We start from the raw sequence: 14,706 nt of genomic DNA, 5'->3' as shown, positions 1-14,706 counted from the left end.
TCCTACATGGACCGGCGAATTTTCGGCCTTGAGACCGAATACGGGGTCACGTGCACCTATCGGGGACAGCGCCGCCTGTCACCCGACGAGGTCGCCCGCTATCTGTTCCGGCGCGTCGTTTCCTGGGGGCGTTCCAGCAACGTGTTCCTGCGAAACGGCGCGCGCCTCTATCTGGATGTCGGCTCCCACCCGGAATACGCGACGCCCGAGTGCGACTCGGTGCCCGACCTGGTCACCCACGACCGGGCCGGCGAGCGGATCCTCGAAGGCCTGCTGGTCGACGCTGAGCGCCGGCTGCACGACGAGGGGATCGCGGGCGAGATCTACCTGTTCAAGAACAACACCGACTCCGCCGGCAACTCGTATGGCTGCCACGAGAACTACCTGGTCAGCCGGCATGGCGAGTTCGGACGTCTCGCCGACATCCTGATCCCGTTCTTGGTCACCCGCCAGCTCATCTGCGGCGCCGGCAAGGTGCTGCAGACCCCGCGCGGCGCGGTCTACTGCCTGTCTCAGCGCGCCGAGCACATCTGGGAGGGCGTCTCCTCGGCGACCACCCGGTCCCGTCCGATCATCAACACCCGGGACGAGCCGCACGCCGACGCCGAGCGCTACCGGCGCCTGCACGTCATCGTCGGCGACTCCAACATGAACGAGGTCACCACCCTGCTCAAGGTCGGCACCGCCGACATCGTGCTGCGGATGATCGAGGCCGGCGTCGCCATGCGCGACCTGTCCCTGGAAAACCCGATCCGCGCGATCCGGGAGGTGTCCCACGACATCACCGGCCGCCGCCGGGTCCGCCTGGCCAGCGGCAAAGAGGTCAGCGCGCTGGAGATCCAGCAGGAGTATTACGACAAGGCCACCGAGTTCCTCGACCGGCGCGGCGCCGACGCGGCGACCAAGCGGGTCATGGAGCTGTGGGGCCGCGTCCTCAGCGCGGTGGAGAGCGGCAACCTCAAGGAGGTCGAGCGGGAGATCGACTGGGTGACCAAGCTCGGTCTCATCGAGCGTTACCAGCACAAGCACGACCTGCCGCTGTCACACCCGCGGGTCGCGCAGATGGACCTGGCGTATCACGACCTGCGCCGCGGCCGGGGCCTCTACGGCCTCCTGGAACGGCGCGAGAAGGTCGACCGGGTCGCCACCGACCTCGACATCTTCGAGGCGAAGGAAACCCCGCCGCAGACCACGCGGGCCCGCCTGCGCGGTGAGTTCATCCGGCACGCGCAGGAGCGCCGCCGCGACTTCACCGTCGACTGGGTCCACCTGAAGCTCAACGACCAGGCGCAGCGCACCGTGCTGTGCAAGGACCCGTTCCGGGCCTACGACGAGCGCGTCGACCGGCTGATCGCGAGTATGTGAACGTTGGGTTAGGCTGGCCGGCGCTATGGATGACATTCCCGCCGGCCAGCCCGCCCCCAAGCCCAAGGCGAGTGACAACCCGGACAAGCCGCGGTCCAACCGCCACGGTCGCCGGTTGCAGCGCATCCGCGAGGAGATCGAGCGCAACCGCACCGACGGCCCGGCCATCCCGACCTGGGTCCTCGCCCTCATCCTGGTGCTCATCATCGCCGCCGTGACCGCGCTGGCGGTGTTCTCGTGATGCTGAAACGCGCCGCGATCGGTGCGGCCGCCGTCCTGCTCCTTGCCGGCTGCACCGACGACGGGGAACGCCGCACGCCGATGCCCGTCGCCCCCACCACCTCCAGCGAGGCGCAGGCGCTGCCGCTGCCCTCGCCGAGCCTCCCGCCGGTGGTCAACTCCGACGGCTGCCAGGGCCTGGTCACCGCCGCCCAGGTGCAGAAGGCCAGCGGGCTGTCCGTGCAGGCCAGCGCCGGTGACGGCGCCGCCGCGGTCGCGCAGTACGGCCAGGCCGTGCAGAGCCTCGGCCTGAACGCCCGCGCCCGGATGTGCCCGTTCGGCAACGGCGGCGGCGACCAGGTCACGGTGGTCGCGCTGACGTTCCCCGACGCGGCCCAGTCGCAGAAGCTGTGGACGACGATCAAGTCCCTCGAGGCCGTCGGCGGCGTCGGTGAGGCCGCGCTCAGCGACAAGTCGAAGACGCTCCTCGCCCGTCGCGGCAAGGCGATCGTCGCGGTCTACCTGGTGGCCGCCGCCGCACCCGACGCCAACCACCTCAGCCAGCTACAGTCCGTCGCCAACGCCGCGCTCGCCAAGGCCTGACCCGGCGACCCGCCCCGCGGCGGCCGCGCTCAGGAAGTAGGCCCGGTCCTGCTCGTAGCCACGGCCCATCGTCGACAGCCGCACCGGCAGGGCCAGCAGCGCCGGCTCCAGATCCTGCGACGGGGCCGGCACGATCCTGTGCGGCGGGCAGATGTTCCGCAGCTTCCCGTGTACGTCCAGCGAAAGGTCCGCCGGCAGGTCCGACGGCACGACCAGGTCCGCCGGCGCGAGGGCGACCCGCCCGAACGCGGTCAGGCTGTGGTGCGACACCCCACGGTGCCGGGGTCGCGGGTCCGCGTCGGAGATGCGGGGCGCGGCGACCGGCTGGCCGCCCAGCGCCGCGACCGCGTTGACCGCCTCGCCCGCGGCGACCCCGGAGAAGCCCCACGACGTGCCGGTGCCCAGGTTGCCCGGGCCCTGCGTGACGATCGCCAGGTCGGCGCCGAGGCCGTGGCGGGCGGCGAGCAGGCCGCTGTGCACGTTCGTCGACTCCAGGTCGCCGCCGAACGCCTGGCCGGTGGTGACCGTGCCGGCGAGCATGGGGCGCAACGCGTCGAGGGTGCGGGAGAACCAGGCCGGCAGCGCGCCGCCGTCGGTCATCACGTACGCGACCCTGGCGGCGGGCCGGTCGGCGAGGATCCCGGCGAGGATGGCGGGCAGCGCCGAATGCAGGTCGGCGATCACCACCGGCATACCCGAAATGTCGGTCTTGTCGGCGAGCGCGGCGCGCAGCGGTGACGCCTCCTCGTCGGCGGCCAGGACGACCGCCTGCAACGGGGTGTAGCGCGCCTTGACCACGTGACCAGGCACGTCGACGTCGTCCGGCAGGCGATCCGGAATGGCGACGATCAACGCGTACCCCCCGGTGCCCAGGCCCAACGCCAGCGCGTTGACGTTGAGCAGTACCCGGTCACCGACCCGCGGCGTGCCCACCAGCGCCGGATAGGCCAGGGCCCGCACCTGCGCCGGATCGTCCGGCCGGCGCGCCTCGACGGCCACCTGGACCTCGACGCTGCCGTGCCACGAAGTGCGGGGCGCGACAACCGTCCCCCAGCGCCAGCGGATCATCGGGACAACCTATCGCGGCCCCCGCGGGTGCGTCCCGTGACGGTGCCGTGACGATCCGAACGGTCACCGCGTGGGCGACGCGGGACACGCGTTCGGGCTGGTAGGTTCGCTGCGTGTCGCGGACCCGAACCGAGCGCCTGGTCAATCTGGTGATCTGCCTGCTCTCGACACGCCGCTTCCTGACCGCCGGTCAGATCGCCTCCATCGTGCCCGGCTATGAGCACGACCCCGAGGACGAGCGCGACCACGAGGCGTTCCAGCGCAAGTTCGAGCGGGACAAGGCCGAGCTGCGCGAGCTCGGCGTGCCCCTGGAGATCGGCACGCCGTCGGTGTGGGACAACGAGCCCGGCTACCGCATCGCCCGCCGCGAATACGCGCTGCCCGACATCCCCCTGGCACCGGACGAAGCGGCCGCCGTCGGCATCGCCGCCCGCCTCTGGCAGCAGACCGGCCTCGCCGCCGCCGCGTCCTCGGGACTGGCGAAGCTGCGCGCCGGCGGCATCGACGTCGACCCGCACGCCACCCTCGGCGTCGAGGCCGTCGTCACCGTCGACCCCGCGTTCGAGCCGCTCACCGCCGCCGTCCGCGACCGGCAGGCGGTCACCTTCGACTACCACGTGCCCGAGCGCGACGCCGCCCGCACCCGCAAGCTGCAGCCGTGGGGCGTCGTGTGCTGGCGCGGCCGGTGGTATGTCGTCGGCCACGACCTGGAGCGCGGCGCCGAGCGCTGCTTCCGGCTGTCCCGGATCGTCAGCGGCATCCGCCGGGTCGGCCGGCGCGGGGCATACGAGCCGCCGAAGGTCGACCTGATCGCTTACGTCGCGAAGACCAGCGGCCCGGTCGAGCGCACCAGCCGCGCCACCGTCCTCGTGCGGCCCGGCCGCGCCGCGGGCGTGCGCCGCTGGGCGGAGACGTGCGTGCCCTCGCCCGAAGGCGACCGGCTCTCGCTGCGCTACGCCGACGTCGACTTCTTCGCCGGCTGGCTGGTCGGCTATGGCGCCGACGTCGTCGTGCTCGACCCGCCGGAGCTGCGCGAGGAGGTCGTCAAGCGGCTCAAGGCGATCGTCGCCGGCGCGCCCGGCGGTGCGGGCGAGCCTGGCGGTGCCGGCGAGCCCGGCGGCGCGGATGTTCCGGGCTTCGCCGACGTCCCCGGCCGGACCGAGGTGGCGGTGTGACCAACTCCGTCGACCGGCTCGGCCGGCTGCTCAACCTGGTGCCGTATCTGCAGGCCCGGCCCGGCATCACCCTGGCAGAGGCGGCCCAGGACCACGACATCACCGAGCGGCAGCTCCGCGACGACCTCGAGCTGCTGTGGCTGTGCGGCCTGCCCGGATACGGCCCAGGCGACCTCATCGACATGGCGTTCATCGGCGACGGCGTCACCGTCATGTACGACGCCGGCATCGACCGGCCGCTGCGCCTCACGCCCGACGAGGCCCTCGCGCTCATCGTCGCGCTGCGCATGCTCGCCGAGACCCCCGGCGTCGCCCAGCGCGACGGCGTCCACCGCGCCCTCGCCAAGATCGAGCACGCCGCCGGGGACCTCGCCGACGCGCCCGTCGCGGTCCGCCTCCCCGGCAACGCCGACCGCCTCGAAGAGCTCCGCGGTGCCGTCGAGCGCCGGCACGCGCTGCGGATCACGTATTACACGGCGACCCGCGACGAGACCTCCGAGCGCGTCGTCGACCCGATGCGGGTTCTCGTCGTCGGCCGCTGGGCCTATCTCGAGGCCTGGTGCCGCCGCGCCCTGGCGGTCCGGCTGTTCCGGGTCGACCGCATCGACGCCTCCACCGAGCTGGAGGAGCCCGCCCGCGTGCCCGTCCAGGCCCAGCCGACCGACACCCGCACCGGCACCCTGTTCCGCCCCACGCCGGACCTGCCGCTCGTCACGCTGCGGGTCGGCCGCGGCGCCCGGTGGATCACCGAGCAGTATCCGTGCGAGGAGGTCGTGCGCGGGCCGGGGGAGCACTGGACGGTGTCGCTGCGCGCCTCGGACCTCGACTGGGCCCGCAGGATGGTGCTCGGCCTCGGCGCCGAGGTGACCGTGGTGTCGCCGCCGGAGCTGGCCGCGTCGGTCGCCGACACGGCCCGGGCCGCACTGGCCGCCTACGACGCGCCGGTGCCCGCCCTGCCCTGAGCCCGTGCCCGTGCATCGCCCGGTGCGCCGGCCGCGTGCATCGCGCCGTGCGTCGTGCCGTGCACCGACCGGCAGCGCGCCGCGCCGTGCATCCGTGCCGTGCACTGGCCGAAGGTGCGCCGCGTCGCGCATCCGTGCCGTGCGCCCGCCGTGCGCCGCGCTGCCGGGTGGATCGCGGTGCACTAATGTCGTGGCGTGCTCTGGTGGATCTCGGGCGGCATCGTTCTGCTCTCACTCATCGTTCTCGGCGTCGCCGTGATGTCGACGGCGGCGCGAGTGCGTCAGTTCGGTAACACTGCGCTGTCGCTGCAGCGGCGGCTTCTCGACGGTGAGAAGCGACTGCAGCCCCACCTGGCCCGCCTGCAGCAGACCGCGGAGGCGATGCAGCCCCGCCTGGAGGCCATGCAGGAGCAGGCGCTGATCATCCAGGCGCGCCGCGGCGAGCTCGAAGACGCTGACCAGCGCTCCATCACCCGCAACAGTTAAGAAACCTGGCGGATCAACCGGGCAATTAACGCCTTTGTCCGGACGGATGGTTGACGATCGGACGGTCCAGCGTCGACACTCGTCAGGACTTCAGCGGCCGGACCCCTTCCCGCAACCCGGCCTCTGCCCGTCACCCGATGTCACCAGTACGATGGGTCGGGCAATACAAGACTGTGAGGTGGCTTCACATGGGTGCACTCAGGCCGTGGCACATCATTGTGCTCGTGGTGGTGCTGATCCTGCTCTTCGGCGCCAAGCGTCTGCCTGACGCGGCGCGGTCGTTGGGCCGTTCGTTGCGCATCATCAAGGCGGAGACCAAGGGTCTCGCCGACGACGACGTCGACGCCAAGGCGGAGGCGCAGTCGGGCCGGTCGCCGTTGTCGGGCACCATTGACGACAACCGGCCGTCGCCGACTCCGACCGTAGACCCGGTCAACCGCGTCAACGAGCGCTGAGGCGCCGTTCCGCCGTGAGTATCCTCGCCCGGCGCCGCAAGGAGCCGTCGCAGTTCGAACGCGCCGCAGACGGCTCCATGACTCTCATGGAGCACCTGCGCGAGCTGCGCACACGGCTCTTCAGGGCGTGCATCGCGATCCTGGTCGGCACCATCGTCGCGTGGTTCGTGGCGGAGCCGGTGCTGAACTTCATCCAGCAGCCCTATTGCGACCTGATGGCCAGCAAGGCGATTCAGCAGTCCGCCACACACGCACTGCCGGACGGCTACAAGTGCCCGTTCGTCCAGCTGGGCGTGACGGATGTGCTGGTCCTGAAGCTGAAGCTGTCGCTGTGGATCGGGTTGATCCTGGCCGGTCCGATCTGGCTCTACCAGCTCTGGGCGTTCATCGCGCCGGGCCTGCACCGGCACGAGCGCCGCTGGGCGTATCTGTTCGGCGGGCTCGCCGGCCCGCTGTTCGCCGCCGGCGCCTACCTGTCGTTCGTGGTCGTCTCCGAGGGCCTGATCTTCCTGCTCAACATGACCGGCCCGGACATCTCCACCACACTGGAGATCACGCGCTACGTCGACTTCGTTACCGGCATGATGCTGGTGTTCGGCCTGGCGTTCGAGTTCCCGCTCGGCGTCATGCTGGCCAACATCGCCGGCATCGTCACCGGCCGGAAGCTGCTGGGCTGGTGGCGGTTCGCGGTGTTCATCACGTTCGTCTTCGCCGCCATCGCCACCCCGACCGCCGACCCGTTCGGCATGACGGCACTGGCCCTGGCCCTGTCGACGCTCTACTTCGCCGCCGTCGGGTTCGCGCTGTTCAACGACCGCCGTCGCGGCCGTAACCGCCCGTCCTACGCGAACCTGGACGACGACGAGATCTCCTCTCTCGACGACTACGCTCCCGAGCCGGTCGCGGCCGCGACCGCGGTCGGTGGCTACGATCCGATCGAGCGCCCCACCCCGGTGGACGCCCCGGCCCCGATCGAACGCCCCCGCTCGCTCGACAGCCGCTACGACGACATCACCTGATCCAACCCCGCTCGACGGCCGCCGCACGCAGGCGGCCCACCGACCGCCACCGCGCCCGCCATGGTGAAAACCCGGCGGGCGCGGTGCTGTTTCCGGTCTGCTATTCAGCAACCGTCACTGTCACGGCCCACACGAGCCCTGAATACGGTTGACGTGGTTTGCCGCGTCGTCTGCCGTGGACGGCAGCGTCGACTTCTGCGACCAGTTGTTGACCCGGAACAACTCCACGTCGTGGATGTGCCCGTTGTTGGGGTTGCCCTGGTCGTAGTGATTGATGAAGATGATCTGGCTGCCGCTGCCGTTGTCGACCGAGCTGGTCCGGTCGGCCCATCCGTATGCTCCGAGGTCCTGCCAGCCGCAGGAGCTGAGCTTGCCTCGCGGATAGGTGAAGTTCGCACCGTCGTAGAAGCAGAACCAGTTCGACGGGCAGTCCGCCGCCGCCTGCACGGCCTGAATGGAATTCGGCAATGCGTAGGTCACGACGAACTGGCCGTTGTTGTAGGACACCTCGTTCGCGCTGATCTGCGTCCCACCCGGAGCCAGCTTCAGCTGGAGGTCGATCTTCCGCTGCAGCTGGGCCGCGGTGGTGGGCTGCTTGCTGAGCTCCGCCCGGATCTGGGCCACGCCGACCGGCTCGGCGCTGGCCGGCGATGCGCCCAGTGCGACGGCGGCCAGCACGGCAATTGCCGCCGTCCCGATTCGTGTCATTGCTTTCATGAGTTCCCCTCTACTCATCCGGAAACAATTGAAATCGACTGTAGTCAATAAAATGCAGATTGTGAACCCTTTGTGTTTCCGGTCACAGGGCATCGTGAATCTGTCAGTTTCGAATTCGATTCGTTCCATCGCCATTTTTTCATTGACCACTATCAAATGACTACTCGCCTGCTCTTCGCTGCCTGCGGCGGCATTGCGCGGTGCCGGCCGTGGTCGGAGCGCCGTGGCCTGCGCAGACGGGCCGCTGTGCGGGTGGGGATGAAGGCCCTAACATTCGTGCGTGAACATTGCGCTGCTTGCCAACCCAACCGCCGGTAAAGGGCGGCGGGCCGGATTGTTGCCTGAGGTGGTGGCGCGGCTCGAGGCCGGCGGGCACGCGGTCGACGTGGTCACCGCGACCAGTCGCGACGGCATGATCGAGCAGGGCAGGGCGGCGGTCGCCGGCGGGCGTGCCGTGGTGGCGATGGGCGGCGACGGCACTGTGCACCTCGGGCTGCAGGCGGTCGCGGGCACCGGGGCGGCGTTCGGGATCGTGCCCGCCGGGACCGGCAACGACTTCGCGGTCCGGCTCGGACTGCCCGACGACACGCTCCAGGCCGCCGACACGATCGCGCGCAGCACCACGACACGAGCAGTGGACCTGGCGAAGGTCACCGGCGGGGACGGCACGACGGCGTGGTTCGGGGCGGTCATGGCCGCCGGGTTCGACGCGTTCGTCAACGAGCGGGCCAACCGGATGCGCTGGCCCCGCGGGCCGCAGCGCTACAACCTCGCCATCGTCGCCGAACTCCTGGCGTTGCGCAGCCGTCGGTACACCATGAGCCTCGACAACGAACGGCGCGTCTTCGATTCGGTGCTGGTCGCGATCGGCAACACCGAGAGCTACGGCGGGGGATTCCGGATCGTGCCAGGTGCGGACCCGACCGACGGGCTGCTGGACGTGGTCGTCGCCGAACCGCTCAACCGGCGCACCCTGATGCGGCTGCGGCCGAAGGTGTTCAAGGGAACGCACGTGCTCGACCCGCGCGTGTCGACCTACCGGGCGAGGACCGTCGAACTGGCCGCCGAAGGGGTCACCGGATACGCCGACGGGGAGCGGATCTGCCCGCTCCCCGTGACGATCACCTGTGTCCCAGGCGCGCTGCGGCTGATCGCCTAAGCGGCGTTGTGGATCCGGACGGTCACGCCGTTCGCCGACGGGGTGGTCGACACGTCGGACTCGGTGACGCCGTCGGGCAGGGAGAAGCTGCGGCTGAACGAGCTGGAGCTCGAGGAGCTGGAGCTGAACGTCGCGCCGCCCTCGGAACGGTGCTCCGACGTGCTGGTGCCGCCGCCGCCCTTGATCGTCAGACGGCCGCCGGAGACCTGCACGTCGACGTCGGACGGGTCGACGCCGTCCACGGTGATGACGAGGTCGTCGCCTTCGGTGCTGGTGTTGACGGAGGCTGAGTGGGCGTGGGACGCGGCGTGGTCGACCTCGGACTCGATGCGGGCGAGTGCGTCCGACGGGTTCCAACGGTTCAACGGCATGATGATCCTCCGGAAGTCAACGGTCTGTGTCTCTGCACTGTCGCCGCCTGGCGGGGAGCCGACAAGCGCACAGGCGGTGTTGCGACAGTGGTTCCCACCGACGGCAACATTTAAAGCAGGCGCAACACCGCGCTGAGGCCGTGCACCTTGCCCGGGTCACTCTCAGGCAGGACAAGCACGCTGCAGCCCGCGGCGGCGGCACCCGCGTCGGCGGGGGAGTCGCCGACCATCAGCGTCCGCTCCGGGTCGGTGCGCAGCGCCGCGCACGCCTTCCAGAAGATCGCCGGATCCGGCTTGCAGCGGCCCTCCTCGTAGGACAGCACGAACGCGTCGACCAGGTCGGCGAAGCCCAGCTGGGCGGCCAGGTCACGCAGGTCGAACCCGATATTGGAGACCACCGCGACCGGCACGCCACGCGCCCGCAGCGCCTGGAGGGTGGGAATGGTGTCGGCGTACAACTGCCAGCCGTCGGCGATGAGCAGCCGGTCGTAAAGGGCTCCGGCCAGGTCGGCGTCCACGGTGGCGGCCAGCCCCGAATACGCGGCCCGATGTGCCTGCACGGACAGGTCCCGGTCGGCCCAGACCTCCGCGAGGTGCGCCGGCACCCGGTGCGGCTTCGGCCCGCCGGCCCGGCCCGCCGTGGTGAGCCGGTCGGCGAGCACCGTGGCCCGCCCCCGGTCCAGGGTCGTGCCGAGGCTCGACGCCGCTGACGTCACCCACCTGACGGGGTCCTCCACCTGCGCGATCGTCCCGTGGAAATCCAGGAGCACGGCCTCGACGGGCCGCCATGTACTTGGTGGTTCAGCGCTTTCCGGCACGCCAGCACGATACCCATGAGCGGATCCGGGCATCTTTCGCCTAGCCTTGGGGTCATGACCACCCCCGCCGAGCGGTACGAAGCGGCCCAAAGGCGGGCTCAGCGTCCTGCCCTGACCGAATTCGTCGAAGAGCTGGACTTCGTGCTCGACGAGTTCCAGGCCGACGCGTGCGACGCCCTGGAGCGCGGCACGGGTGTGCTGGTGTGCGCGCCGACCGGCGCCGGCAAGACCGTGGTCGGCGAGTTCGCGGTCCACCTGGCGTTGCGCCAGGGACGCAAGTGCTTCTACACGACACCCATCAAGGCGCTGTCGAACCAGAAGTACAACGACCTCGTCCAGCGCTACGGCGCCGAGCGCGTCGGCCTGCTCACCGGCGACAACGCGATCAACGGCGACGCGCCGGTCGTGGTGATGACCACCGAGGTCCTGCGCAACATGCTCTACGCCGGCTCGGCGACCCTGGAGGGCCTCTCCTTCGTCGTCATGGACGAGGTGCACTACCTCGCCGACCGGTTCCGCGGCGCGGTCTGGGAAGAGGTGATCATCCACCTGCCCGAGTCGGTGACCCTGGTCTCCCTCTCCGCGACCGTGTCCAACGCGGAGGAGTTCGCCGACTGGCTCGTCACCGTGCGCGGCGAGACCACGGTCGTGGTCAGCGAGCACCGGCCGGTCCCGCTGTGGCAGCACATGCTGATCGACCGGCGGATGTTCGACCTGTTCCACGACGCCGAGGCGGCACAGAAGCACGACGTGCACCCGGAGCTGCTGCGGTACCACCGCGAGATGCTGCGCCGCGCCGAACTGGCCGGCAACCGCAATGGCCGGCGCAAGGGCCCCTACCGCCCGGAGATCGTCGAACGCCTCGACCGGGAAGGGCTGCTGCCGGCCATCCTGTTCATCTTCAGCCGCGCCGGCTGCGACGCCGCCGTCCAGCAGTGCCTCGCCGGCGGGCTGCGGCTCACCGCACCCGACGAGCGGGTCGAGATCCGCACGATCGTCGAGTCCCGCACCAAGCACATCCCGAGCGAGGACCTGCAGGTGCTCGGCTACTGGGAGTGGCTCGACGGCCTCGAGCGGGGCCTCGCCGCACACCACGCCGGCATGCTGCCCGCGTTCAAGGAGGTCGTGGAGGAGCTGTTCGTCCGCGGCCTGGTGAAGGCCGTCTTCGCCACGGAGACCCTCGCCCTCGGCATCAACATGCCGGCCAGGTGCGTGGTCCTCGAACGGCTCGTCAAGTACAACGGCGAGGCGCACGTCGACCTGACCCCGGGGGAGTACACGCAGCTGACCGGCCGGGCCGGGCGCCGCGGCATCGACGTGGAGGGCCACGCGGTCGTGGTCTGGGCGCCGGAGCTGGACCCGCGGCACGTGGCGGGGCTCGCCTCCACCCGGACGTATCCGCTCAAGTCGAGCTTCCGCCCGTCGTACAACATGGCGGTGAACCTCGTCGGCAGCGTCGGTGTCCCCGCCGCGAGGGAGCTGCTCGAGAGCTCCTTCGCTCAGTTCCAGGCGGACCGGTCGGTGGTCGGCATGGCCCGGCAGGTGCAGCGCAACGTCGACACGATCGCCACCTACGGCGCGGAGACCGCCTGCCACCTCGGCGACTTCGACGAGTACTTCGCCTTCCGGGTCGCGATCGCCGAGCGCGAGCGCGCCATCGCCCGGCAGGGCGTCCAGCAGCGCCGCGCGGCGGCACTGGAGTCCCTGGAGCGGCTGCGCCCGGGCGACGTCATCCGGGTGCCCACCGGCCGCCGCGCCGGCCTCGCGATCATCATCGACCCGGGCGTCGGCGGCCGCGGCTTCGGCGAGCCCCGCCCGCTCGTGCTCACCGAGGACCGGTGGGCCGGCCGGATCTCCGGCGCCGACTTCACCGCGGCCGTCGAGTCGCTTGGCCGGGTCAGAGTTCCCAAACAGTTCAACTACCGCTCGGCCCAGGACCGCCGGGACCTCGCCGCGCAGCTGCGCCGCCTCGAGCTCGACCCGCCGGCGCGCAACCGCGGCCGTTCCCGCAACAGCGCCGCGCTGGAGGACAACGAGCTCGACCAGCTGCGCGCCGCGATGCGCCGGCACCCCTGCCACCAGTGCCCGGAGCGCGAGGAGCACGCCCGCTGGGCGGAGCGGCGGTGGCGCCTGGAGCGCGACACCGAGGCCCTGCGCGGCAAGGTCGCCAACCGCACCGGCTCGCTCGCCCGCACCTTCGACCGGGTCTGCGGCCTGCTCACCGACCGCGGATACCTCTCCGCCGGCGGCACCGTCACCGACGCCGGCCGGATGCTGGCCCGCATCTGGTCCGAGACCGATCTCCTCGTCGCCGAATGCCTGCGCCGCGGCGTGTGGGACAAGCTCGACGCCGCCGACCTCGCCGCCGCCGCCAGCGTCCTGGTCTACGAGGCCCGGCGCGAGTCCGACGACCGCGCCTCCATCCCGCGCGGCGAAGTCTCCGACGCCATCGACGCCACCCTGCGGCTGTGGTCCGACCTGCGCGAGGACGAGGACTCGCGGGGCCTGCAACTGACCCGGGAGCTGGACCTCGGCTTCGTCTGGCCGGTGTACCGGTGGGCCCGCGGCGAGTCGCTCACCAAAGTGCTCGGCAGCGTGCACGGCCTGGAGGGCGACATGCCCGCCGGCGACTTCGTCCGCTGGTCCAGGCAGGTCCTGGACCTGCTCGGCCAGCTCGCCGACGCCCCAGGCGCCTCCGACACCGTGCGGCGCACCGCCCGCCAGGCGATGGCCGCCATGACCCGCGGCGTCTTGGCCTACAGCGTCATGGCGTAGTCACACAGCGAGTTTTCACACGTCCGGATTAGAAAAATTTGTTTGGATCCGCAATGATGCTCTCGCCGGTGAGACGTTTCCGGCGCGGGAGGAATCATCGTGGGAGAGTTGCACCACTTCACGTACGGGCCGATCACCCCGATCTTCGCGTACGCGATGTCGTTCCTGGGTTCCCTCCTCGGCCTGGTGAGCACGGCACGGGCCCGTGCCGCCACCGACACGCGCCGCCGCGCCTGGCTGCTGATCCTGGCAGCCTGGGCGATCGGCGGCACCGGCATCTGGGTCATGCACTTCATGGCGATGATCGGCTTCAGTGTCACCGGCTCCCCGCTGCGCTATGACGTCGCCATGACCGTCGCGAGCTTCTTCATCGCCGTGATCACGGTCGGCATCGGCCTGTTCATCGTCGGCATGGGCAAGCCGTCGATCCTGAAGGTCCTCATCGGCGGCCCGATCACCGGCGTCTCCGTCGCCTTCATGCACTACACCGGCATGGCCGCGATGCAGATCAACGGCTCGTTCGACTACAAGAGCGACCTCTTCTACGGCTCCTACGCGATTGCTGTCGTCGCCGCGACCGTCGCGCTCTGGTTCACCGTCGTGGTCCGCGGCATCCCCGCCACGATCGCGGCGGCGGCGGTGATGGGCGTCGCCGTGTGCGGCATGCACTACACCGGCATGGCGGCCATGCACGTCAACATCACCACCGACAACCTGGCCACGGTCCCCGGCGTCGACGTCAACTGGTTCCTCGCCCCGATCGTCCTGTTCGTCCTGGTCGTGGTCATCGCCCTCGCCAGCGCCGTGATGGCCGTCCCCTCGGAGCGCGAGCAGGCCGAGGCCGCCGCCGTCCGCGACAAGATCGCCGCCGGCGAGGCCATGCGCACCGCCACGGCCGGCCCGGTCTTCGGCGGCGGCTCCAACAGCGCTCCGGCCGTCCCGGCCGCCCCGGGCACGGGCCAGGCGTTCTCGGCCCGCGCCGCCAACGGCATCGCCGACGCCCGCCGCCAACGCGGCCGCTGACCAGCCACCGCACCGGACCCACAGCACCCAGCCACCGCACTGCCGCCGACGGCCTTCCGCCCGGCGGCAGCGCTGTATCCAGCCCTGCCCGCACCCCGCCCTGTCGGTTGAAGGTGGCGTTTTGTGGTGATTTGTCACCACAAAACGTTCCGCCTAGGATCGCGCCCGACCTGTGCAAGGTCAAAGGGCAGCCCCGGCCGTCGGAACCGCCTGCCTTCGCGGTGCACGGACGGCGGTGGCAGCGGGCAACCGCCGATCATGCGAGAGGTGTCGAAGGTGTGATTGCTGGCGGGGATTGCCTCGCCGACGCCCGCGCCGGGCATGCTCGGGGTCGAACGTGAGATCCCCTGACACGCGCCCGGAACGCCGCTACATCCACCGGGCGTGGTGCGCGGACGGCGGTGGCAGCGGGCAACCGCCGATCATGCGAGAGGTGTCGAAGGTGTGATTGCTGGCGGGGATTGCCTCGCCGACGCCCGCGCCGGGCACGT

General features: G+C 70.8%; 15 protein-coding genes. 11 read left to right on the top strand and 4 right to left on the bottom strand.

Annotated features, from left to right (window positions below):
* The first annotated feature begins 6 nt into the window (after window positions 1-6).
* The 3 genes from pafA to AB0K00_RS32810 are packed head-to-tail and all read left to right on the top strand — an operon-like array spanning window position 7 to window position 2,187.
* Window positions 7-1,365: a Pup--protein ligase gene (pafA, locus tag AB0K00_RS32820; RefSeq protein ID WP_363528310.1), complete on the top strand. Its 1,359-nt coding sequence runs from the start codon at window positions 7-9 to the stop codon at window positions 1,363-1,365.
* A 25-nt stretch (window positions 1,366-1,390) separates the two neighbouring features.
* Window positions 1,391-1,606 carry a hypothetical protein gene (locus AB0K00_RS32815; RefSeq protein WP_327010803.1) on the top strand — a complete coding sequence of 72 codons (216 nt, stop codon included), beginning with the start codon at window positions 1,391-1,393 and terminating at the stop codon, window positions 1,604-1,606.
* The gene (locus AB0K00_RS32810) at window positions 1,603-2,187 is read left to right on the top strand and encodes a hypothetical protein (protein ID WP_363528307.1); all 585 of its coding nucleotides are present in this window, start codon (window positions 1,603-1,605) and stop codon (window positions 2,185-2,187) included. The genes AB0K00_RS32815 and AB0K00_RS32810 overlap by 4 nt, the downstream gene beginning before the upstream one ends.
* Here the strand turns inward: AB0K00_RS32810 and AB0K00_RS32805 are convergent.
* The gene (locus AB0K00_RS32805) at window positions 2,149-3,255 is read right to left on the bottom strand and encodes a DUF3866 family protein (protein ID WP_363528304.1); all 1,107 of its coding nucleotides are present in this window, start codon (window positions 3,253-3,255) and stop codon (window positions 2,149-2,151) included. The two genes, AB0K00_RS32810 and AB0K00_RS32805, sit on opposite strands and share 39 nt — an antisense overlap.
* Window positions 3,256-3,368: 113 nt before the next feature.
* Between AB0K00_RS32805 and AB0K00_RS32800 the strand changes: the two genes are divergently transcribed.
* From AB0K00_RS32800 to tatC, 5 genes are all read left to right on the top strand, one after another.
* Window positions 3,369-4,430, top strand: a complete 1,062-nt coding sequence (locus AB0K00_RS32800) for a WYL domain-containing protein (RefSeq protein ID WP_363528301.1) — start codon at window positions 3,369-3,371, stop codon at window positions 4,428-4,430.
* Entirely contained in the window at window positions 4,427-5,392 is a 966-nt protein-coding gene (locus AB0K00_RS32795) for a WYL domain-containing protein (protein WP_363528298.1), read from the top strand. Before AB0K00_RS32800 ends, AB0K00_RS32795 begins: the two co-directional genes overlap by 4 nt.
* Window positions 5,393-5,587: 195 nt before the next feature.
* The gene (locus AB0K00_RS32790; protein ID WP_363528295.1) at window positions 5,588-5,878 is read left to right on the top strand and encodes a hypothetical protein; all 291 of its coding nucleotides are present in this window, start codon (window positions 5,588-5,590) and stop codon (window positions 5,876-5,878) included.
* Window positions 5,879-6,066: 188 nt separating this feature from the next.
* Entirely contained in the window at window positions 6,067-6,333 is a 267-nt protein-coding gene (gene tatA / locus AB0K00_RS32785; protein WP_363528292.1) for a Sec-independent protein translocase subunit TatA, read from the top strand.
* 77 nt (window positions 6,334-6,410) lie between these two features.
* The gene (gene tatC / locus AB0K00_RS32780; RefSeq protein WP_363528553.1) at window positions 6,411-7,352 is read left to right on the top strand and encodes a twin-arginine translocase subunit TatC; all 942 of its coding nucleotides are present in this window, start codon (window positions 6,411-6,413) and stop codon (window positions 7,350-7,352) included.
* A 120-nt stretch (window positions 7,353-7,472) separates the two neighbouring features.
* Here tatC and AB0K00_RS32775 read toward each other — a convergent pair whose 3' ends face one another.
* Complete coding sequence (locus AB0K00_RS32775) at window positions 7,473-8,030, bottom strand: peptidase inhibitor family I36 protein (protein ID WP_363528289.1); 558 nt, start codon at window positions 8,028-8,030, stop codon at window positions 7,473-7,475.
* 319 nt (window positions 8,031-8,349) lie between these two features.
* Here AB0K00_RS32775 and AB0K00_RS32770 point away from each other — a divergent pair, with 319 nt between their 5' ends.
* On the top strand, window positions 8,350-9,228 hold the full coding sequence (locus tag AB0K00_RS32770) for a YegS/Rv2252/BmrU family lipid kinase (protein WP_363528286.1): 879 nt from the start codon (window positions 8,350-8,352) through the stop codon (window positions 9,226-9,228).
* On the opposite strand, the gene AB0K00_RS32765 is transcribed toward AB0K00_RS32770, so the two are convergent.
* Both AB0K00_RS32765 and AB0K00_RS32760 read right to left on the bottom strand, forming a co-directional pair.
* Window positions 9,225-9,599 carry an Hsp20/alpha crystallin family protein gene (locus AB0K00_RS32765; protein ID WP_363528283.1) on the bottom strand — a complete coding sequence of 125 codons (375 nt, stop codon included), beginning with the start codon at window positions 9,597-9,599 and terminating at the stop codon, window positions 9,225-9,227. The two genes, AB0K00_RS32770 and AB0K00_RS32765, sit on opposite strands and share 4 nt — an antisense overlap.
* Window positions 9,600-9,709: 110 nt before the next feature.
* Window positions 9,710-10,450, bottom strand: coding sequence for an HAD-IA family hydrolase (locus AB0K00_RS32760; protein WP_363528280.1), 741 nt, complete (start codon window positions 10,448-10,450; stop codon window positions 9,710-9,712).
* 21 nt (window positions 10,451-10,471) lie between these two features.
* Between AB0K00_RS32760 and AB0K00_RS32755 the strand changes: the two genes are divergently transcribed.
* Window positions 10,472-13,192: a DEAD/DEAH box helicase gene (locus AB0K00_RS32755; protein WP_363528277.1), complete on the top strand. Its 2,721-nt coding sequence runs from the start codon at window positions 10,472-10,474 to the stop codon at window positions 13,190-13,192.
* 99 nt (window positions 13,193-13,291) lie between these two features.
* Window positions 13,292-14,215: an MHYT domain-containing protein gene (locus tag AB0K00_RS32750; RefSeq protein ID WP_363528274.1), complete on the top strand. Its 924-nt coding sequence runs from the start codon at window positions 13,292-13,294 to the stop codon at window positions 14,213-14,215.
* Window positions 14,216-14,706: the final 491 nt, after the last annotated feature.

This window comes from Dactylosporangium sp. NPDC049525 (genome assembly GCF_040676755.1).
GTDB lineage: Bacteria > Actinomycetota > Actinomycetes > Mycobacteriales > Micromonosporaceae > Dactylosporangium.
This window is presented reverse-complemented; position numbering and strand designations above follow the sequence as displayed.

Coding starts and splice junctions, on each gene's coding strand:
- AB0K00_RS32815 (WP_327010803.1), top strand. CDS start 1,391: ATGGATGACATTCCCGCCGGCCAGCCCGCCCCCAAGCCCAAGGCGAGT.
- pafA (WP_363528310.1), top strand. CDS start 7: ATGGACCGGCGAATTTTCGGCCTTGAGACCGAATACGGGGTCACGTGC.
- tatC (WP_363528553.1), top strand. CDS start 6,411: ATGACTCTCATGGAGCACCTGCGCGAGCTGCGCACACGGCTCTTCAGG.
- AB0K00_RS32765 (WP_363528283.1), bottom strand. CDS start 9,599: ATGCCGTTGAACCGTTGGAACCCGTCGGACGCACTCGCCCGCATCGAG.
- AB0K00_RS32805 (WP_363528304.1), bottom strand. CDS start 3,255: ATGATCCGCTGGCGCTGGGGGACGGTTGTCGCGCCCCGCACTTCGTGG.
- AB0K00_RS32755 (WP_363528277.1), top strand. CDS start 10,472: ATGACCACCCCCGCCGAGCGGTACGAAGCGGCCCAAAGGCGGGCTCAG.
- tatA (WP_363528292.1), top strand. CDS start 6,067: ATGGGTGCACTCAGGCCGTGGCACATCATTGTGCTCGTGGTGGTGCTG.
- AB0K00_RS32760 (WP_363528280.1), bottom strand. CDS start 10,450: ATGCCCGGATCCGCTCATGGGTATCGTGCTGGCGTGCCGGAAAGCGCT.